This window comes from Thalassospira povalilytica (genome assembly GCF_002844235.1).
Lineage (GTDB): Bacteria > Pseudomonadota > Alphaproteobacteria > Rhodospirillales > Thalassospiraceae > Thalassospira > Thalassospira povalilytica.
The window spans coordinates 724398-743618 of record NZ_PGTS01000002.1; the positions used below are offsets into that span (position 1 = coordinate 724398).

At 54.2% G+C, this 19221-nt stretch carries 17 protein-coding genes and 3 tRNA genes; 1 reads left to right on the top strand and 19 read right to left on the bottom strand.

Annotated features, from left to right (window positions below):
* The 13 genes from nuoL to CU041_RS07725 all read right to left on the bottom strand — a co-directional run bounded on the left by nuoL (window position 1) and on the right by CU041_RS07725 (window position 11747).
* A complete protein-coding gene (nuoL, locus tag CU041_RS07665) occupies window positions 1–2004 on the bottom strand; it encodes an NADH-quinone oxidoreductase subunit L (RefSeq protein WP_101246326.1) in 2004 nt (667 codons plus the stop codon).
* A 7-nt stretch (window positions 2005–2011) separates the two neighbouring features.
* Window positions 2012–2320: an NADH-quinone oxidoreductase subunit NuoK gene (nuoK, locus tag CU041_RS07670; RefSeq protein ID WP_007089416.1), complete on the bottom strand. Its 309-nt coding sequence runs from the start codon at window positions 2318–2320 to the stop codon at window positions 2012–2014.
* A complete protein-coding gene (locus tag CU041_RS07675) occupies window positions 2320–2928 on the bottom strand; it encodes an NADH-quinone oxidoreductase subunit J (RefSeq protein ID WP_068518919.1) in 609 nt (202 codons plus the stop codon). Before CU041_RS07675 ends, nuoK begins: the two co-directional genes overlap by 1 nt.
* An 83-nt stretch (window positions 2929–3011) precedes the next feature.
* The gene (gene nuoI / locus CU041_RS07680) at window positions 3012–3500 is read right to left on the bottom strand and encodes an NADH-quinone oxidoreductase subunit NuoI (protein WP_068518918.1); all 489 of its coding nucleotides are present in this window, start codon (window positions 3498–3500) and stop codon (window positions 3012–3014) included.
* A 31-nt stretch (window positions 3501–3531) separates the two neighbouring features.
* Window positions 3532–4545 (bottom strand): NADH-quinone oxidoreductase subunit NuoH, encoded by a 1014-nt coding sequence (nuoH, locus tag CU041_RS07685; RefSeq protein ID WP_068518917.1) that lies wholly within the window; start codon window positions 4543–4545, stop codon window positions 3532–3534.
* An 86-nt stretch (window positions 4546–4631) separates the two neighbouring features.
* On the bottom strand, window positions 4632–6692 hold the full coding sequence (gene nuoG / locus CU041_RS07690) for an NADH-quinone oxidoreductase subunit NuoG (protein WP_068518916.1): 2061 nt from the start codon (window positions 6690–6692) through the stop codon (window positions 4632–4634).
* Window positions 6693–6719: 27 nt separating this feature from the next.
* Window positions 6720–8000: an NADH-quinone oxidoreductase subunit NuoF gene (gene nuoF, locus CU041_RS07695; RefSeq protein WP_068518915.1), complete on the bottom strand. Its 1281-nt coding sequence runs from the start codon at window positions 7998–8000 to the stop codon at window positions 6720–6722.
* A 1-nt stretch (window position 8001) separates the two neighbouring features.
* Window positions 8002–8664, bottom strand: a complete 663-nt coding sequence (nuoE, locus tag CU041_RS07700) for an NADH-quinone oxidoreductase subunit NuoE (protein WP_068518914.1) — start codon at window positions 8662–8664, stop codon at window positions 8002–8004.
* Window positions 8661–9839 carry an NADH-quinone oxidoreductase subunit D gene (locus tag CU041_RS07705; protein ID WP_068518913.1) on the bottom strand — a complete coding sequence of 393 codons (1179 nt, stop codon included), beginning with the start codon at window positions 9837–9839 and terminating at the stop codon, window positions 8661–8663. The genes nuoE and CU041_RS07705 overlap by 4 nt, the downstream gene beginning before the upstream one ends.
* Complete coding sequence (locus CU041_RS07710) at window positions 9839–10468, bottom strand: NADH-quinone oxidoreductase subunit C (RefSeq protein WP_068518912.1); 630 nt, start codon at window positions 10466–10468, stop codon at window positions 9839–9841. Before CU041_RS07710 ends, CU041_RS07705 begins: the two co-directional genes overlap by 1 nt.
* A gap of 19 nt (window positions 10469–10487) precedes the next feature.
* Entirely contained in the window at window positions 10488–11030 is a 543-nt protein-coding gene (locus CU041_RS07715; protein WP_068518911.1) for a NuoB/complex I 20 kDa subunit family protein, read from the bottom strand.
* Window positions 11021–11386, bottom strand: a complete 366-nt coding sequence (locus CU041_RS07720) for an NADH-quinone oxidoreductase subunit A (RefSeq protein WP_008891231.1) — start codon at window positions 11384–11386, stop codon at window positions 11021–11023. The genes CU041_RS07715 and CU041_RS07720 overlap by 10 nt, the downstream gene beginning before the upstream one ends.
* 284 nt (window positions 11387–11670) lie before the next feature.
* Window positions 11671–11747 (bottom strand) — tRNA-Asp (locus CU041_RS07725).
* A 313-nt stretch (window positions 11748–12060) separates the two neighbouring features.
* Here CU041_RS07725 and fliG point away from each other — a divergent pair.
* Window positions 12061–13080, top strand: a complete 1020-nt coding sequence (gene fliG / locus CU041_RS07730) for a flagellar motor switch protein FliG (protein WP_068518909.1) — start codon at window positions 12061–12063, stop codon at window positions 13078–13080.
* A gap of 85 nt (window positions 13081–13165) precedes the next feature.
* Here the strand turns inward: fliG and CU041_RS07735 are convergent, their stop codons facing one another.
* The 6 genes from CU041_RS07735 to clpX form a co-directional block, all read right to left on the bottom strand.
* Window positions 13166–13798, bottom strand: a complete 633-nt coding sequence (locus CU041_RS07735; protein ID WP_233433039.1) for a hypothetical protein — start codon at window positions 13796–13798, stop codon at window positions 13166–13168.
* A gap of 387 nt (window positions 13799–14185) precedes the next feature.
* Window positions 14186–14262: transfer RNA gene (locus CU041_RS07740), tRNA-Val, on the bottom strand.
* Window positions 14263–14548: 286 nt separating this feature from the next.
* Window positions 14549–14625, bottom strand: a tRNA-Val gene (locus tag CU041_RS07745).
* Between the two features lie 113 nt (window positions 14626–14738).
* Window positions 14739–15011 (bottom strand): HU family DNA-binding protein, encoded by a 273-nt coding sequence (locus CU041_RS07750; protein ID WP_008891813.1) that lies wholly within the window; start codon window positions 15009–15011, stop codon window positions 14739–14741.
* A 263-nt stretch (window positions 15012–15274) separates the two neighbouring features.
* A complete protein-coding gene (gene lon / locus CU041_RS07755) occupies window positions 15275–17686 on the bottom strand; it encodes an endopeptidase La (RefSeq protein ID WP_068518908.1) in 2412 nt (803 codons plus the stop codon).
* Between the two features lie 130 nt (window positions 17687–17816).
* Window positions 17817–19082 (bottom strand): ATP-dependent Clp protease ATP-binding subunit ClpX, encoded by a 1266-nt coding sequence (clpX, locus tag CU041_RS07760; protein WP_068518907.1) that lies wholly within the window; start codon window positions 19080–19082, stop codon window positions 17817–17819.
* Between the last annotated feature and the right edge of the window lie 139 nt (window positions 19083–19221).

Sequence of the window (19221 nt, forward strand, 5' to 3'; positions counted from 1 at the left end):
TTAACCCATCTTCCAAATTGTGTAGGAGACCAGCGCTGCAATGCCGATCAGCATTGCAAATGCATAGTGATAGACGAAACCACTCTGAATGGCGCTGACGCGACGTGCGATGTTACGGCAAGCAGCAGCGACCCCATCCGGACCGCAACCATCAATGATGGCACCATCACCCGATTTCCAGAAGCCATAGCCAAGTGCAAAGGCCGGCTTGACGAAAATCTTGTCATAGAGTTCGTCGAAGTACCATTTGTTCAGCGCGAAGCGATACAGACCGTTGAAGGTGTTCGCCAGGGTGCGCGGAAGCGACGGCACCAGTTTGTACATCACAAGCGCAATGGCAAAGCCGGTAACCATGGCAACAAACGGAGCCAGTTTGACCCAACCCGGAACATGGTGTGCATGTTCAAGCGCCTGGTGACCTTCGGCCATGAAGATGGCGCCATTCCAGAAGGACAGCATTTCTTCATAGTCGCCACCACCGAACCAGTCCTTGGCGAACCAGCCGGCAAAGACCGCACCAATGGTCAGGAACAGCAGCGGACCAGTCATGACAGCCGGGCTTTCATGAACATGTGCCATGGTCCGTTCATCGGCGCGCGGCGCGCCAAAGAAGGTCATGAACACCAGACGCCAGCTATAGAACGAGGTCATCAGAGCAGCAAGAATACCGGCCCAGAAGGCATAGAGACCAACACCGGTATGTGCTGCATAGGCACTTTCGATGACAAGGTCCTTGGAATAGAAGCCTGCAAGACCCGGGAAGCCGGTAATGGCAAGCGTACCAACCATCATCACAGCAAAGGTCAGCGGAACCATTTTCCAGATACCGCCCATCTTGCGCATGTCCTGTTCGTCCGACATCGCGTGGATGACAGAACCGGCACCAAGGAACAGAAGCGCCTTGAAGAAACCGTGCGTCATCAGATGGAAGACACCAGCCGAATATGCCGACACGCCGCACGCAAAGAACATATAGCCGAGCTGCGAACAGGTCGAATATGCGATCACGCGTTTGATATCGTTCTGAACACAGCCAACCGTTGCAGCAAAGAATGCCGTGGTCGCACCAACAATGGTCACGATCATCAGGGTGGTTTCAGCATATTCAAAGATCGGCGACAGACGTGCCACCATGAATACGCCGGCCGTCACCATGGTTGCCGCGTGAATAAGTGCGGAAACCGGGGTCGGGCCTTCCATTGCGTCCGGAAGCCAGGTGTGCAGACCAAGCTGTGCCGATTTACCCATCGCGCCGATAAACAGCAGGAAGCAGGTAATTTCCAGCGCCGAGAATTCATGGCCCAGGAACATCAGCGTCGTACCAGCGACTTCTTCGGCATTGCCAAAGATGACGTCGAACTGAACGCTGTCAAACAGCACATAGACGGCAAAGATACCAAGGGCAAAGCCAAAGTCACCAACACGGTTGACGATAAAGGCCTTCATCGCAGCAGCAGATGCCGACGGCTTGGAATACCAGAAACCGATCAGAAGATAGGATGCAAGACCAACGCCCTCCCAGCCGAAGAACAGCTGGATCAGGTTGTCGGCAGTAATCAGCATCAACATCGCAAAGGTGAACAGGCTCAGATACGCCATGAAGCGCGGCTTGTCCGGGTCATGCGACATATAGCCGATCGAATAGATGTGCACCATCGAGGAAACCCCGGTCACAACGATCAGCATCACACAGGTCAGCGTATCAATACGCAGGGCCCAGGATGCATCAAAGCTGCCCGAAGAAATCCAGGTGAACAGTTCGATCGTCTGCGGGTTGCCGCCAAGCGCGACGTCCACAAAGGCAAAGATCGAAATGATAAAGGCAATAACAACACCGCAAACGGTGACAAGCTGTGCCACACGATCAGCCGAAGAAACACCATGATGGTGGTGACCATGCGCGTCATGCGGGGCATCTTTGGCGGTCGACATGGCGCCAACCAGCGTGATGGTCCCGGCAATGGCTGCCGCGATCAGGGGCAGGAATACAATCAACGGATACATATCTGCCTTACCCCTTCATCATGTTAATGTCTTCAACCGCGATGGTGCCGCGGTTACGGAAATAGACGACCAGGATCGCCAGACCAATTGCCGCTTCAGCCGCAGCAACCGTCAGAACGAAGATGGTAAAGACCTGTCCAACGAGGTCGCCAAGGAACGACGAGAACGCGACCAGGTTGATATTGACCGCCAGCAGCATCAGCTCGATCGACATCATGATGATGATGACGTTCTTGCGGTTCATGAAGATGCCGAAGATCCCGAGTGTGAAAAGGATCGCCGCGACGGTCAGATAATGTGCAAGACCGATTTCCATCAGATCCCCCTTCCGACCGGAACTTTTTTGATTTCAAGCGTATCAGCGCGGGAACGCTTGACCTGCTCGGAGATTTTCTGACGGCGGACACCTTCACGGTGACGCAGCGTCAGGACAATTGCGCCAATCATCGCAACAAGCAGAACCAGACCAGCCGCCTGGAAGATGTATGCGTAATCGGTATAGATCAGATGACCGAGTGCTTCGACATTGGTCACCCCTTCCGGTGTTGGCTGTGCGAGAACCGCAACCGCCCCGTCGGTAAGGGTCCAACCAGCGCCAACCAGTGCCAGTTCGACGAACAGAACCACAGCGATCAGAACCCCGATCGGCAGGTAGTTCAGGAAACCCTGGCGCATTTCAACAAAGTTGATGTCCAGCATCATCACGACGAACAGGAACAGGACTGCAACCGCGCCGACATAGACGACGACCAGCAGCATGGCGAGAAACTCGGCACCCAGCAGGACGAAAAGTCCGGCTGCGTTAAAGAATGTCAAGATCAGCAACAGTACCGAATGCACCGGGTTGCGAACGGTCACAACCGCAGTCGCGGACAGGACCGCGACGGTAGCAAACAGGTAAAAAGCCAAAGCCTGTACGACCATAAGGTACCCCCTTGGCGAACCGTTGCCGCCCTTCTGGCTGACAACGGCCCATGAACTCTCTTTCTAACGATCAGACGCGACACTTACCGGTAAGGTGCGTCTGCCTCCAATCGTGCAGCAAGCTCGGCTTCCCAACGCTCGCCGTTTGCCAGCAGCTTGTCCTTGTCATAGAACAGCTCCTCGCGGTTTTCGGTTGCGAACTCGAAGTTCGGACCTTCGACGATCGCATCTACCGGGCAGGCTTCTTCGCAGAAACCACAATAGATGCATTTCGTCATATCAATGTCGTAGCGGGTTGTACGACGCGAACCGTCGTCACGCGGCTCTACCTCGATGGTAATGGCCTGTGCCGGGCAGATTGCTTCGCACAGCTTACACGCAATGCAGCGCTCTTCCCCGTTCGGGTAGCGACGCAGCGCATGTTCGCCACGGAAACGCGGGCTCAGCGGGCCTTTTTCATACGGGTAGTTCAGCGTCACTTTCGGCTTGAACATATATTTCAAGGTGAGCGCCATACCCGATACGAGTTCCGCGAGCAGGAAGCTCCGGGCCGTCCGATCAATAAATGACATCGTTTACCTCTCTCTTTCCGATGCGCGGCGATCAGGCCGGGACCTTGTCAAAAACAACGAGGAACGTGGCAACCAGCATGACCCATGCGAAGGACAGCGGCAGGAAGATTTTCCAGCCCAGACGCATCAGTTGGTCATAACGGTAACGCGGGAAGGTTGCACGGACCCACAGGAAGATGAACAGAACGAAGCAGATCTTCAGAATGAACCAGATCGCGCCCGGGATGAATTCGAGGAACGGCAACGGCGCGCTCCAGCCACCCAGGAACAGAATGGCGCACAGGCCACTCATCAGGATCATGTTGGCGTATTCACCCAGGAAGAACAGCGCAAAGGTCATGGCCGAATAATCGACGTTGTAACCCGAAACCAGTTCTGCTTCCGCTTCGGGAAGGTCAAACGGTGCGCGGTTGGTTTCTGCCAGAATGGACACGATGAAGATGATGAACATCGGGAAGTGATAAACGAAGTTCCACTCCCAGATACCGCCGGTCTGACCACGGACGATGTCGCTCAGGTTCAAGGAGCCGGTGGTCAACAGGACCGAAATGATGATCAGGCCGATCGAGATCTCGTACGAAACCATCTGCGCGCCGGAACGCAGCGCACCAAGGAATGCGTATTTGGAGTTCGATGCCCAACCGGCCATCACGATGCCGTAAACACCCAGCGAAGAAATCGCGAAAATATAAAGAATACCGACATTCAGATCCGCCAGAACCATGCCTTCGTCGAACGGAATAACCGCCCAGGCAATGATCGCGAGAATGAAAGTCAGCATCGGGGCAATGATAAACACGCCCTTGTTCGCGCTGCTTGGAATGATTGTTTCTTTCAGAAACAGTTTCAAACCATCAGCAAGCGGTTGCAAAAGGCCAAACGGCCCCACAACGTTCGGGCCCTTGCGGAGCTGGATCGCACCAATAACCTTACGCTCGGCGTAGGTCAGATAGGCGACAGCACCCAACAGCGGGAGGACAATCGCCAAAATCTTGGCGACGATCCAGACCAGCGGTTCAATATATCCGTCCCAAAGAAGTTCCATCGGTCAAACCGTATCTTTTGCGTTTCGTCCCAGAATTGGGACACCCCCTTGTGGGATAGGCGACGACGGTGCGTCGCCTATCTTACTCAGGCAACCTTCTCGGCAGCCGCATCCTTGACGAAGGCCTCGGTACATTTGGCCATCGTCACCGATGCACGGCTGATCGGGTCGGTCATATAGAAATTGCGAACCGGTGATGCGAAACCTTCCGGTTTCATGTCACCCGCTTTACCGAAATCGGTCCATTCCGCCTTGGTCGGAACGTTCAGCGACGCGAAGGTCGGGCTGAGTTCGACCATCCGCGAGCGAACGGCATCGATGTTGTTGTACGGCAGGGTCTGGTCAAGCGCACCCGAAAGAGCACGAACAATCGCCCAATCCTCACGCGCGTCACCAACCGGGAAGATCGCACGCCAGCCCTGCTGAGCGCGGCCTTCGGTATTGACATACGTGCCGTTCTTTTCGGTATAGGCCGCACCGGGCAGAATAACATCTGCTGCCTGTGCACCGGCATCGCCCATGGCACCCTGGTAAATGACGAATGCCTTTTCCAGTTTGCTCATGTCGACTTCGTCTGCACCAAGAAGGTAGACAACCTCGACGTCGCCTTTGGCAGCGGCATCAAGAATGTCATTGGTTGCAAGACCGCCCTCACCCGGGACAAAGCCCAGATCAAGGCCGCCGACGCGCGATGCTGCGGTGTGCAGAACGTTGAAACCGTTCCATTCACCGGCAACCATGCCGAACTTCTCGGCAATTGCGCGGGTGGTTGCCAGAACGGCGTCGCCATCTTCACGGTTCAGCGCGCCCATACCGACGATGATCATCGGCTTTTCAGCGGCTTCGAGAATTTTGGCGAACTCGTTCTTGCCTTCGAGAATTTCCGAAAGGGTGTCCGGGCCTGCGCCAAGATACTCGTTCTTGTAGGTCGGATCCCATTTTTCGCCAATGATACCGACTTTGAAATCACCGGCGGTCGAACGCCAGCGTTTGCGAAGACGGGCATTGATGATCGGCGCTTCGGCGCGAACATTGGCACCAACGATCAGGCAGGCATCTGCCTCGTCGATACCGGCAATCGTGCTGTTGAAGATATAGGAAGCACGCGGGCCGCCAATCTTCGAACCGTCCTGACGGCAATCAAGGTTCGGTGAGCCAAGCTTGCCCATCAGATCCTTGAGCGCAGTCATGGATTCACAATCGACCGTGTCACCGGCAAGAGCGGCAATTTTCTTGCCATCAAGGCCTGAAACCTTTGCCTTGATCGCAGCAAACGCTTCGTCCCAGCTTGCCGGGGTCAGTTTGCCATTCACGCGAACATACGGACGATCCAGACGCTGACGCTTCAGACCATCAATGGCGTAACGGGTTTTGTCCGAAATCCATTCTTCGTTGATGTCTTCGTTCGTACGCGGAAGAACACGAAGAACTTCGGCAGTACGGGCATCAATACGAATGTTCGAACCAACCGCATCCATCACATCGATGCTGTCGGTTTTCTTCAGCTCCCACGGACGCGCGGTGAACGCGTACGGCTTGGACGTCAGGGCACCGACCGGGCAAAGATCAATCAGGTTGCCCGAAAGTTCGGAGTTGATCGAAGCTTCGATATACGGTCCGACCTCGGTGTCCTCGCCACGATAGACAGCACCCATGGTGCCGACACCGGCGACTTCCTCGGAGAAACGAACGCAACGGGTGCAGTGAATGCAACGGGTCATGATCGTCTTGACGATCGGGCCCAGTTCCTTGTCTTTCACTGCGCGTTTTTTCTCGGCGTAACGCGATGCATCAAAACCATAGGCCATGGCCTGGTCCTGAAGGTCACATTCACCACCCTGGTCACAAATCGGGCAATCCAGCGGATGGTTGATCAGCAGGAATTCCATCACGCCATTGCGTGCCTTTTTGACCAGGTCGGAATCGGTTTTGATCACCATTCCGTCTGCCGCAGGCATGGCACAGGATGCGACCGGCTTGGGCGCGCGTTCCATTTCAACCAGGCACATACGGCAGTTGCCGGCGATTGACAGGCGTTCGTGATAGCAGAAACGCGGGATTTCCTTACCGGCCTCTTCACAGGCCTGAAGGACTGTCGCCCCGGCTTCTACTTCAACTTCAATACCGTCAACTGTTAGTTTCGGCATGTCTCAATCCCTCTCAACAGGCCCCTCTCAGGCCGCGATCCGTGCGCGATATTCCTTGATCCGACGTTCCATTTCGGGACGGAAATGACGGATAAGGCCCTGAATCGGCCATGCAGCAGCATCGCCAAGCGCACAAATGGTGTGGCCCTCGACCTGTTTGGTCACATCCCACAACAGATCAATTTCATCAAGCGTGGCTTCGCCGCGGACCATGCGTGCCATCATACGCATCATCCAGCCGGTACCTTCACGGCACGGCGTGCACTGGCCACAGCTTTCATGCTTGTAGAATTCCGAAAGACGCGCGATCGCGTAGACAATGTCGGTCGACTTGTCCATGACGATCACAGCAGCCGTCCCAAGACCCGACCCCACTTCACGCAGGCCGTCGAAATCCATCAGGACGTCATCGCAAATGTCTTTGGGCATCAACGGAACCGACGAACCACCCGGAATAACCGCCAGAAGGTTGTCCCAGCCACCACGGACACCGCCGCAATGCTTTTCAATCAGTTCACGCAGCGGAATGCTCATCGCTTCTTCGACCGTGCACGGCTTTTCGACGTGACCGGAAATGGCGAACAGCTTGGTACCGTGGTTGTTTTCACGGCCAAAGCTTGAGAACCACGAACCGCCACGACGCAGGATGGTCGGAACCGCTGCGATACTTTCAACGTTGTTCACCGTGGTCGGGCAGCCATAAAGACCGGCATTCGCCGGGAATGGCGGCTTGAGACGCGGCTGACCTTTTTTACCTTCGATACTTTCGATCAGGGCGGTTTCTTCGCCACAGATGTAGGCACCGGCACCAAGATGCAGGTAAAGGTCAAAGTCCCAACCCGAACCACACGCGTTTTTACCGATCAAACCGGCATCATATGCCTCGTCAATCGCACGCTGAAGGTTGGAGGCCTCGTGATAGAACTCACCACGAATATAGATGTAAGCCGCATGTGCATTCATCGCAAAACTGGCAAGAAGGCAACCTTCGACCAGGGTATGCGGATCATTGCGCATGATTTCGCGGTCTTTACAGGTACCCGGTTCGCCTTCGTCGGCATTGACGACGAGGTAGCTCGGGCGACCATCGGATTCCTTGGGCATGAACGACCATTTCAGGCCGGTCGGGAAGCCAGCGCCCCCGCGACCACGCATACCGGATGCTTTCATCTCGTCGATGATCCAGTCGCGACCTTTTTCGATCAACGCCTTGGTACCATCCCAGTTGCCGCGGGATTGCGCGCCCTTAAGGCCGAAATCCTGGAAACCGTACAGGTTGGTAAAGATACGATCCTTATCCTGCAGCATATCAGGCGTCCCCTTCGCTTGCATCAGCGTCCTGCGGAGCTGCGCCGCAGCCACAGAATGCCTTCAGAACCTTCGGACCGCCCATCGGTTCGCAACCTTTACGGCCGCTCTGCGGACCGGCTTTCGGCTTCTCGCCCTTTTTAAGGGCATCAAGGATCGCCTTGGTCGTTTCCGGGGTCAGGTCTTCGTAGTAATCGTCGTTGATCTGCATCATCGGTGCGTTGACACACGCGCCAAGGCACTCGACTTCGATCATGGTGAACTGACCGTCTTCGGTCGTTTCACCAACGCCGATGCCAAGTTCCTTTTTGCAGGTATCTACAACGTCGGCAGAACCGCGAAGCCAGCACGGCGTCGTGGTGCAAACCTGGATGAAGTTCTTGCCCACCGGGGCAAGGTTATACATCGTATAGAAGGTTGCGACCTCGTAGACGCGAATGGCCGGCATTTCGAGCATGTCGGCAATGTAATCCATTGCGACGGTCGGAACCCAGTTACCTTCGGTCTGACGCTGTGCCAGATCAAGCAGCGGCATGACCGCGCTCTGCTGGCGGCCTTCCGGGTACTTGGCGATGATCTTCTTTGCCTTTTCCAGGTTTTCCGGAGTGAAAGCAAAGCTGACAGGTTGAAGCTCTTTCGGAGCTGGTCTTCTCAAATGGCTCATCGGTCAATCTCACCGAACACGATATCTAGCGACCCGATATTGGCAACGACGTCGGCCAGCATGTGACCTTTGGACATGAAGTCGATACCCTGGAGGTGCGGGAACCCGGGTGCGCGAATTTTGCAGCGATACGGACGGTTCGAGCCATCCGAAACAAGATACACACCAAACTCGCCCTTCGGTGCCTCGACCGCGGCATAGCATTCGCCAGCCGGAACGTGGAAACCTTCGGTAAAGAGTTTGAAGTGATGGATCAGGGCTTCCATCGAACGCTTCATTTCGGCGCGCGACGGCGGTGCCACTTTGTTATTTTCAACAATAACAGGACCATCAGGCATATTCTTGATGGCCTGCTTGATGATTTTCAGCGACTGCCACATTTCTTCAAAGCGGACAAGGAAGCGGTCATAGCAATCGCCGTTCTTGCCTACCGGAATGTCGAAGTCGAAATCTTCGTATGAATCATAGGGCTGCGATTTACGCAGATCCCATGCCAGACCCGATGCACGGATGTTCGGGCCGGTAAAGCCCCAGTCAAGCGCCTCTTCCGCGCTGACGGTACCGATATCAACCGTACGCTGTTTGAAGATACGGTTGCCGGTCAGAACGCGGTCAAAGTCCTTGAGGAACACGTCATACTGATCAGCCCAGGCATCAATGTCTTCAAGAAGACCAGCTGGCAGATCGGCCGCAACACCGCCCGGACGGAAATAGTTGGCGTGAAGACGGGCGCCACAGGCGCGCTCATAGAATTCCATGAGCTTTTCACGTTCTTCAAAGCCCCACAGAAGCGGGGTCATCGCACCAACGTCCAGTGCGAACGCGGTCAGGTTCAGAATGTGGTTCAGAATACGACCGATTTCCGCATAGAGAACACGGATATACTGACCACGTTTGGGAACCTCGATCCCCATAAGCTTCTCGATAGCCAGGCAATATGCATGTTCCTGGTTCATCGGCGCGACATAGTCGAGACGGTCGAAATACGGGGTCGCCTGAATATAGCTCTTATATTCGATCAGCTTTTCCGTACCACGATGCAGAAGACCAATATGCGGGTCCGAACGTTCGACGACTTCGCCGTCCATTTCCAGAACCAAACGCAGAACGCCGTGCGCCGCAGGGTGCTGCGGGCCGAAGTTCATGGTCATATTTTTGATTTTTTGTTCGGACATCAGGCGTTGCCCTCCGCCTTTTCATCACCCGGAAGAACATGCTGGATGCCTTCCCACGGGCTTTCGAAATCGAAATTACGGAAATCCTGAACCAGTTTTACCGGCTCGTAGACAACGCGCTTCTGCTCATCATCGTAACGAACTTCAACATAACCGGTCAGCGGGAAATCCTTGCGCAGCGGATGACCTTCGAAACCGTAGTCGGTCAGAATACGGCGGGGATCCGGATGGTCGGCAAAGAAGATACCGTACATGTCCCATGCTTCGCGCTCGAACCAGTCGGCGGCGCTGAAAACAGGTACACAGCTTGGTACCGGGGTTTCTTCGTCGGTGCGGACCTTTACGCGGATACGCAGGTTATGTTTGAGCGACAGCAGGTGATACACAACATCAAAACGCTCCGGGCGTTCCGGGTAATCTGCACCACAAACGTCGATAAGCTGCTTGAACAAGCAGCCGGTATCATCCCGAAGGAAGGTCAGAACTTTAAGAATATCATCGCGCTTTGCGACGATGGTCAGCTCGCCGTAACGAATCTCGCTTTCGAGGATTTCGTTGGCCAGCTGGGACACCACAAGATCTTTAAGATCATTCAATGCGGCGCTGTTATCGCTGAGCAGTTCGCTCATGCAAGCCCCCTATTACGGATCAGCGTGTCAGGACACCAGTACGGCGGATTTTCTTTTGCAGCTGCAATATGCCGTAGATCAGCGCTTCGGCTGTCGGCGGGCAACCCGGTACATATACGTCAACCGGGACAACGCGATCACAACCGCGCACCACCGAATAGGAATAGTGATAGTAACCGCCGCCATTTGCGCACGAACCCATCGAAATAACCCAGCGCGGTTCTGCCATCTGGTCATAGACCTTACGCAGTGCCGGGGCCATCTTGTTGGTAAGCGTACCAGCAACGATCATCACGTCTGACTGACGCGGGCTTGGGCGGAACACCAGACCGTAACGGTCAAGGTCGTAACGCGACGCAGCCGAATGCATCATTTCAACAGCACAGCAGGCAAGACCGAACGTCATCGGCCAAAGGGAACCGGTGCTTGCCCAGCTTGCCAGCTTGTCGAGATTGGCAAGGACAAAGCCCTTGTCATTCATCTCGTCAAACACGCCCTTAAGCAGTGCATCCTGATCCGTACCGGGTGCCAGGGGTGCGCCTGTATTGGTGCTCACTCCCATTCCAAAGCTCCCTTCTTCCATTCATAGATAAATCCGACCGTCAGAACAGCCAGGAAGATCACCATCGATACAAAGCCGAAAGTCCCGATATCACCAAGGGTAACAGCCCACGGGAACAGGAAGGCGACTTCGAGGTCGAAAATAATGAACAAGATTGCGACCAGATAGAACCGGACGTCGAACTTGATACGCGCATCTTCAAACGGCGCGAACCCGCACTCGTATGCGGACAGTTTTTCAACATCCGGTGCCTGCTTGGCAAGAACCAGCGACGCGATGACGATTACCGCCGAAAGACCGACGGCGATCCCGATGAATACCAGGATCGGAAGATATTCCGAAAGAAGCTCTTGCATCTCTCTGACCTCTCAAGAACAGGCCTTGTGACCCGACCAGGTCCCCACCTGGCCCATTACGGCGCACCATAACGTATGCACCGCACAAGTTCCAGTCCTCAAGCAGGATTAAGCTGCTCTAAGACCGGAAACTTTCTAATCTTTTTACCGTTTACTACCGTCCGATATCGGGGCGCATGTCGAGATGATCAAGACCCTGCCCTGCGATGCAGTGTAAGCAACACATGAAAAGGCGATCGCGGAAAAGACGAAACGCCCGACAAAAGACAACAGATGATGGGTCATGGCGCGAGCGACGGGACTTGAACCCGCGGCCTCCGGCGTGACAGGCCGGCGCTCTAACCAACTGAGCTACGCCCGCAAAATGACCATCAATCGGCGGGCCTTTGTTAGACCACCCCCCAAACCAAGTCAAGCAGCTAGCAGTGTTTTCAACCCTTTCGACAATTGCGCCAGTCAACATCACCCGCTGAAAGGCAATTTCGGCCCGAATTTGTACCGATTTCACCCATTCTGTACATTTTGGACATCAAGGTGCGGTCGGTCTTTGCAAAGACGCGCCGGCTTTTATAGAATTGTTGACAAATTCCCCCTATCTTACGGTGCGATAGGGGCACGTTCTTGCATTGTCGGTTCAATGAAAGACAGAGTCATTACGACGGAGAAGACCACCCGTGGGGCGCGTTAAAGAAGAATACAGATCACTGGCCGGACCGGAAAAGGCAGCGATTCTCATGCTTGCTCTTGGGGAAGAGCACGCGACCAAGATGTTCAGCATGATGGATGACGAGGAAATCAAAGAGATTTCCCAAACCATGTCCGGGCTTGGCACCATCAGCGCCAACATCGTTGAACGTCTGTTTGTTGAATTTGCCGACCAGCTTTCATCGACCGGCTCTCTTGTCGGTTCGTTTGACACGACCGAACGACTGCTGTCGAAAGTTCTTCCCGAAGACCGCGTTAACGGCATCATGGAAGAAATCCGCGGCCCGGCGGGTCGCACCATGTGGGACAAGCTGAATAACGTCAACGAAGCGGTCCTTGCCAACTATCTTAAAAACGAATACCCGCAGACCGTCGGCGTGGTTCTGTCAAAACTCAAGCCGGGTCACTCGGCTTCCGTGTTGTCTTTGCTGCCGGAAAACTTTTCGATGGAAGTCATCATGCGTATGTTGCGCATGGAAGCTGTCCAGAAAGAAGTTCTTGATAATATTGAGAAAACCCTGCGCACCGAGTTTATGTCGAACCTTGCGCGCGGATCGCGCGGCGACAACCATGAACTGATGGCAGATATCTTCAACAGCCTTGACCGTCAGAGCCAGGATCGCTTCCTGACCGCACTGGAAGAACGTAACCGTGACTCGGCCGAGAAGATCAAGGCCCTTATGTTCACCTTCGAGGATCTTGCCCGTCTCGACAATAACGGCGTTCAGACCCTTCTGCGTCAGGTCGAAAAAGACAAGCTTGCCCTGGCGCTTAAAGGCTCCACCGATCAGATGCGCGATCTGTTCTTCAAAAACATGTCCGAACGTGCCGGCAAGATGATGAAAGAAGACATGGATGCGCTTGGCCCGGTCCGCCTGTCGGACGTCGAAGAATCGCAAATGATGATTGTCCAGCTGGCCAAGGAACTTGCCGCACAGGGTCAGATCGTCATTTCCGAAGGCAGCGGCGAAGACGAAATGGTCTACTAAATCGCCAGCACGGCATGCCAACCATCCAAATTCAAAGGGACAGCAAAAGCTGTCCCTTTTTTCATGTGCCGTCTTGATCCCTGCCCTAACCGACAATCACATTGGGGACGGGATCGGTGATTGATCTGATTTCCCAGCGTAGCCGGTTCTGGCCGCCGACTTCCTTGAACTCGGCGGCGTTATGGCTGCGGATCCCCGCTGTGGTCCGGAACTCGATCTTGCCGGTCATCTGATAACCCAGCGCATTCAGACGGTCCTGATACTGGTCGGGCACAAAGCCGCCGCGAATTTCGACAGTATTACGATCCTTGTGAAAGAACATCTCAAGGATGCGGGACTGCCGACGCACAAACACGAAGCTTTTTTCACGTATGATATTGCCGCGACGCTCATAAACCATGTTGAAGACGCCCCGGCCGCTATAGGTCAGCTGACGCACACCCGAATCGCGTTTCAGATCGGCAAGAACCTTGGCGACCTTTTCCATTTCACCGGCTTCATCAAGACTGTTGTCCAACAGGCCCTGGGTAATGTTTGGCTGCACCAGAAGCCCGCGATAGCTCAGGCGATAGTCACCATTACGTTCCATCGAAATGTCGATATTGAAGGATTCCGGCAGATAGCAACTTGCCAGAACCAACGGCAGAAACAGCACAAGCATCAAACGGCGAATTCGTCTGACAAGATTTGAAACGCGTTCAGCCGGGGAAGCATTCATGGTGCAGGTTCCGATTCTTTTATCCAGTGGCTGGTGCCTTGCTGTTAACACTGCCCGGCAGATGCCCAAGCGTCAACTTTTACAGATATTTACCACGCCACCACAATGGGACCGATCACACCTGTCAGCCGCCCTGCCCGGCAGACAAACCCGGATGCCGATAACAACAGCCGTCAACAGCTGCACAAACCCGCAACAGAGCCCCGTTGCATACGCAGCAATCCACTTTGTCATGACACAGCATATGCGCCACACAGGGCCTTTTCACACCCTGTAACGCAGCGCAAAATCACCTCGCATGCAAACGCGCAGATGACGACCTTGATTTCATGTGTATCAGGGAAAACCGGCAAAGAAAAAAGGCAGCCTTTAGGGCTGCCTTTTTCATGGTGGGTGATGAGAGATTCGAACTCCCGACCCTCTCGGTGTAAACGAGATGCTCTAACCAGCTGAGCTAATCACCCGTTGCGTATCCGCGCTGTTTTCTGCGGAAGCGGGCGGAACTTACCATGGTTTTTTCAAAAAGCAATGCCCTGATTGCAGAAAAATGTAACTTCTATTTCAAGGGTATTTATCCATGGCAACTGGTCAACCTGAACCCGCCAAAATTCCCCGTAAACATCACTGAACGCCCGATAATTTCGGCAAAACAATGCCGTGCAAGATTTCGCAGTGATTCGGAAATGATTCGCCCAGATTCGCAATCGGCCCAGATACGAGAAAAGGCAGCCTTTAGGGCTGCCTTTTTCATGGTGGGTGATGAGAGATTCGAACTCCCGACCCTCTCGGTGTAAACGAGATGCTCTAACCAGCTGAGCTAATCACCCATTTGTTTCCACGCTGTTTCCTGCAGAAGCGGGGCGGAACATAACACGGTTTTTACAAAAAGCAATGCCGGTGACGTGTGTCACCGGCATTTTTTCTAAGAACTTCGTCAAACTTAGTTGACGGCATCCTTAAGGCCTTTGCCAGCCTTGAACTTCGGCTGTTTCGATGCCGGGATGTCGATTTCTTCACCGGTGCGCGGGTTGCGACCTTTTGAAGCAGCGCGAGCAGCGACAGCGAAGGTACCGAAACCAACCAGACGAACTTCGTCGCCGGATTTCAGAGAATCGGTGATGGAATCGAAAACAGCGTCAACCGCTTTAGCAGCGTCAGCTTTGGACAGATCAGCTTTAGCAGCTACACTTCCAACGAGATCGTTTTTATTCACTTCCTGGCCCCCTTGTTTGGACGTTCGGAGTTATGAGGAAATTTGGTTTGCCCCAAACCTGTTGCATGGGCAGTGTAAGCAGGTAGCAAACAGCTCGTCAATGCGAGAGACGCAGTTTTCTGCGGTTTTTGACGTTTTTTTCCTTTTTTTGCGCTTTACACCAATCTCGACATGGCCCTTCGTCGATTCTTGGGCAAAGTTATCCACAGAAAAAGGGGAGCGACATGGTCGCTCCCCTTGTTTTCTGCCGGTTGTGACGGACCTTAATGAGTCGTCACACCGCCGATTTCCGATTCTTCACCGTCCTTTGATTTGACGGCAACATCATCATCGGGCTCTTCCCACTCGATCGGGACCAGCGGATTGACCAAAGCATGGCTCAGAACTTCGTCAACATGGGACACCGGAATGATTTCCATGCCACGTTTGACGTTGTCCGGAATCTCTTCGAGATCCTTTTCGTTCTCCTGCGGGATCAGAACGGTTTTGACCCCGCCCCGCAATGCCGCGAGAAGTTTCTCCTTCAGACCACCGATCGCCAGAACACGGCCACGCAGCGTAACTTCGCCGGTCATTGCCACATCCTTGCGCACCGGGTTTCCGGTCAGAACCGAAACAACCGAAGTCACCATGCCCACGCCGGCTGACGGACCGTCTTTCGGGGTCGCACCTTCGGGCACGTGAACGTGAATGTCGCGTTTCTGGAACAGGGTCGGCTTGATGCCGAATTCCGTTGCACGCGACCGCACGAACGAGGTTGCCGCCTGGATCGATTCCGTCATGACTTCACCGAGCTTGCCGGTGGTTTTCATGTTGCCCTTGCCCGGCACGGTAACGGCTTCGATCTGAAGCAGATCACCACCGAATTCCGTATAGGCAAGACCGGTAACAACACCGACCTGGTCTTCACCCTCGGTCTCGCCATAGCGGAACTTGCGGATACCGGCATATTTGCCAAGCGTCCGCGGCGTCACACGCACGGTCTTGATATTTTCAAGCATGATGCGTTTGGTCGCCTTACGCGCCAGACGGGCCAGTTCGCGTTCAAGGTTACGCACACCGGCTTCGCGGGTATAGAAGCGGATCAGATCACGAAGCGCTTCGTCAGAAATGCTCCATTCACCTTTGCGCAGACCATTATCCTTGATCTGTTTCGGGATCAGGTGACGTTTGGCAATTTCGACTTTCTCGTCTTCGGTGTAACCGGAGATCCGGATGATCTCCATACGGTCGAGCAGCGGCTGCTGCATGCGAAGCGAGTTGGCCGTGGTCACGAACATCACATCCGAAAGATCGTAATCGACTTCAAGATAGTGGTCGTTAAAGGTCGAGTTCTGTTCCGGATCAAGCACCTCAAGCAGGGCCGATGCCGGGTCGCCACGGAAATCCGAACCCATTTTTTCGATCTCGTCGAGAAGGAACAACGGGTTGGAATATTTCGCCTTTTTCATGCCCTGGACAATCTTGCCCGGCATGGAACCGATATAGGTCCGGCGATGACCGCGGATTTCGGATTCGTCGCGCACACCACCAAGCGACATGCGGATAAAGCTGCGGCCCGTGGCATTGGCCATCGATTTACCAAGCGAGGTCTTGCCAACGCCCGGAGGACCAACAAGGCACAGGATCGGGCCTTTGACTTTTTTGGTACGCGCCTGCACCGCAAGATATTCAAGGATGCGTTCCTTGACCTTCTCAAGACCGTAATGTTCCTTATCAAGGACCTTCTTGGCCTTTTTCAGATCATGGGAAACACGCGACCGCTTGTTCCACGGAATCGACACCATCCAGTCAAGATAGTTGCGCACCACGGTGGCTTCTGCCGACATCGGGCTCATATTGCGCAGTTTCTTGAGTTCTGCCTGGGCCTTTTCCTTTGCCTCTTTGGGCATTTTGGCCTTGTTCAGCTTCTCTTCGATTTCAGAAGCTTCATCCTTGCCGTCTTCGCCTTCGCCAAGTTCTTTCTGAATGGCTTTAAGCTGCTCATTCAAATAGTACTCGCGCTGGGTTTTCTCCATCTGGCGTTTGACGCGGTTGCGGATTTTCTTTTCGACCTGCAACACGCCGATTTCGGATTCCATGAAACCGAAAATACGCTCAAGACGATCGCCAACCAGCTTGGTTTCCAGCAATTCCTGCTTTTCGGAAATCTTCAATGACAGATGGGATGCCACCGTGTCAGCAAGCTTTGCCGGTTCTTCGATCTGATTGACCGAAACCAGGACTTCTGGCGGAATTTTTTTGTTGAGTTTGATGTACTGTTCGAACTGTGTGACCACAGAACGTGCCAGTGCCTCAAGTTCGCTGTCATCTTCGTCAGCGTCCTCGCGCACGGCACCATAAGCCTGGAAGAAGTCCGGGTTATCGACATAACCGGAAATCTCGGCACGCTTGCCGCCTTCGACCAGCACCTTGACGGTGCCGTCCGGCAGCTTGAGAAGCTGCAAGACAGTTGCGACAGTACCAACTTCATAGAGATCTTCGACGGCCGGGTCATCAAGACCGGCGTCCTTCTGGGTAACAAGCAGGATCTGCTTGTCTTCGCGCATCACATCTTCGAGTGCACGCACCGATTTCTCTCGTCCGACAAAAAGCGGAACAATCATGTGCGGGAACACGACAATGTCGCGCAACGGCAGCACCGGGTAAATTTCGCCACGCGCCAATTCGACCATTATGTTCTATTCCCTACTCTGAGCCAAAAACGTTGCTGGGGTCCTGCCATAGGCCCCGCCAGTAACGCGAACATTTCTTAGATAAGCTGAAATTCCCGCACCGCAATGGATGCCGGTGCGGGATTTAAGATCAGGCGGTATTTTCGACACCTTCATGGCGCTCCGAATGGATCAGCAACGGTTTTGCCTTTCCTTCGACAACGTCATTATTGATGACGATTTCCTCGACACTTTCCATGGTCGGCAGATCGAACATGGTATCAAGCAGGATGCCTTCCATGATCGAGCGCAGGCCACGTGCACCGGTCTTGCGTTCGATTGCCTTGTCGGCAATCGCCTTGAGCGCGTCCGGCTGGAAGGTGAGCTTCACGTCTTCCATGTCAAACAGGCGCTGATACTGCTTGATCAGCGCGTTTTTCGGCTCGGTCAGGATTTTGACCAGAGCATCATTGTCGAGGTCTTCAAGCGTTGCCAGAACCGGCAGACGACCGATGAATTCCGGGATCAGACCGAACTTCAGAAGATCTTCCGGTTCGACTTCACGCAGAACTTCACCCGTACGGCGGTCATCGGGGCTGCGAACATCGGCACCAAAGCCGATTGCGCTGCCCTTGCCACGCTGTGAAATCACCTTGTCCAGGCCGGCGAACGCGCCACCGACGATGAACAGGATGTTGGTGGTGTCGACCTGCAGGAATTCCTGTTGCGGATGCTTGCGGCCGCCCTGCGGCGGAACCGATGCAACAGTGCCTTCCATGATCTTGAGCAATGCCTGCTGCACGCCCTCGCCCGAGACATCGCGCGTGATCGACGGGTTGTCGGATTTACGCGAAATCTTGTCGACCTCGTCAATATAGACGATGCCGCGCTGGGCGCGCTCGACATTGTAATCCGCAGCCTGCAGCAGCTTGAGAATGATGTTCTCGACATCTTCACCCACATAACCGGCTTCGGTCAGGGTGGTGGCATCCGCCATGGTGAAGGGCACATCAAGAATACGGGCCAGGGTCTGGGCCAGAAGCGTTTTACCGCAACCGGTCGGACCGACCAGCATGATGTTGGACTTCGCCAGTTCGATGTCTTCATTCTTGCTGGCGTGATGCAGGCGTTTGTAATGGTTGTGAACCGCGACCGAGAGAACTTTTTTCGCATGGCCCTGACCGATGACATAGTCATCAAGGACCTTGCAAATCTCTTGCGGAGAAGGCACCCCGTCTGCCGATTTGACGAGATGGGTTTTATGCTCTTCGCGGATGATGTCCATGCAAAGCTCTACGCATTCATCACAGATGAATACGGTTGGACCGGCGATGAGCTTGCGAACCTCGTGCTGGCTCTTTCCACAGAAAGAACAGTACAGAGTGTTCTTGGAGTCCCCGCTATTCGATTTGCTCATACAAACCCCAATTACGTTTGACGTTATCTTTTATCGCCATGTTAGCCGGTAAACGATACCGATCTCAACGTTTAATCTGCGCTTTTCGACGTTATGGCGTCATGTTTGATATGGGTCCGCCATCGTGGTTGCGAAACCC

What these genes read in the sequence shown, in the direction of transcription:
- nuoL (WP_101246326.1), bottom strand. Translation starts at nt 2,004, where the DNA reads ATGTATCCGTTGATTGTATTCCTGCCCCTGATCGCGGCAGCCATTGCC.
- nuoK (WP_007089416.1), bottom strand. Translation starts at nt 2,320, where the DNA reads ATGGAAATCGGTCTTGCACATTATCTGACCGTCGCGGCGATCCTTTTC.
- CU041_RS07675 (WP_068518919.1), bottom strand. Translation starts at nt 2,928, where the DNA reads ATGGTCGTACAGGCTTTGGCTTTTTACCTGTTTGCTACCGTCGCGGTC.
- nuoI (WP_068518918.1), bottom strand. Translation starts at nt 3,500, where the DNA reads ATGTCATTTATTGATCGGACGGCCCGGAGCTTCCTGCTCGCGGAACTC.
- nuoH (WP_068518917.1), bottom strand. Translation starts at nt 4,545, where the DNA reads ATGGAACTTCTTTGGGACGGATATATTGAACCGCTGGTCTGGATCGTC.
- nuoG (WP_068518916.1), bottom strand. Translation starts at nt 6,692, where the DNA reads ATGCCGAAACTAACAGTTGACGGTATTGAAGTTGAAGTAGAAGCCGGG.
- nuoF (WP_068518915.1), bottom strand. Translation starts at nt 8,000, where the DNA reads ATGCTGCAGGATAAGGATCGTATCTTTACCAACCTGTACGGTTTCCAG.
- nuoE (WP_068518914.1), bottom strand. Translation starts at nt 8,664, where the DNA reads ATGAGCCATTTGAGAAGACCAGCTCCGAAAGAGCTTCAACCTGTCAGC.
- CU041_RS07705 (WP_068518913.1), bottom strand. Translation starts at nt 9,839, where the DNA reads ATGTCCGAACAAAAAATCAAAAATATGACCATGAACTTCGGCCCGCAG.
- CU041_RS07710 (WP_068518912.1), bottom strand. Translation starts at nt 10,468, where the DNA reads ATGAGCGAACTGCTCAGCGATAACAGCGCCGCATTGAATGATCTTAAA.
- CU041_RS07715 (WP_068518911.1), bottom strand. Translation starts at nt 11,030, where the DNA reads ATGGGAGTGAGCACCAATACAGGCGCACCCCTGGCACCCGGTACGGAT.
- CU041_RS07720 (WP_008891231.1), bottom strand. Translation starts at nt 11,386, where the DNA reads ATGCAAGAGCTTCTTTCGGAATATCTTCCGATCCTGGTATTCATCGGG.
- CU041_RS07735 (WP_233433039.1), bottom strand. Translation starts at nt 13,798, where the DNA reads ATGAATGCTTCCCCGGCTGAACGCGTTTCAAATCTTGTCAGACGAATT.
- lon (WP_068518908.1), bottom strand. Translation starts at nt 17,686, where the DNA reads ATGGTCGAATTGGCGCGTGGCGAAATTTACCCGGTGCTGCCGTTGCGC.
- clpX (WP_068518907.1), bottom strand. Translation starts at nt 19,082, where the DNA reads ATGAGCAAATCGAATAGCGGGGACTCCAAGAACACTCTGTACTGTTCT.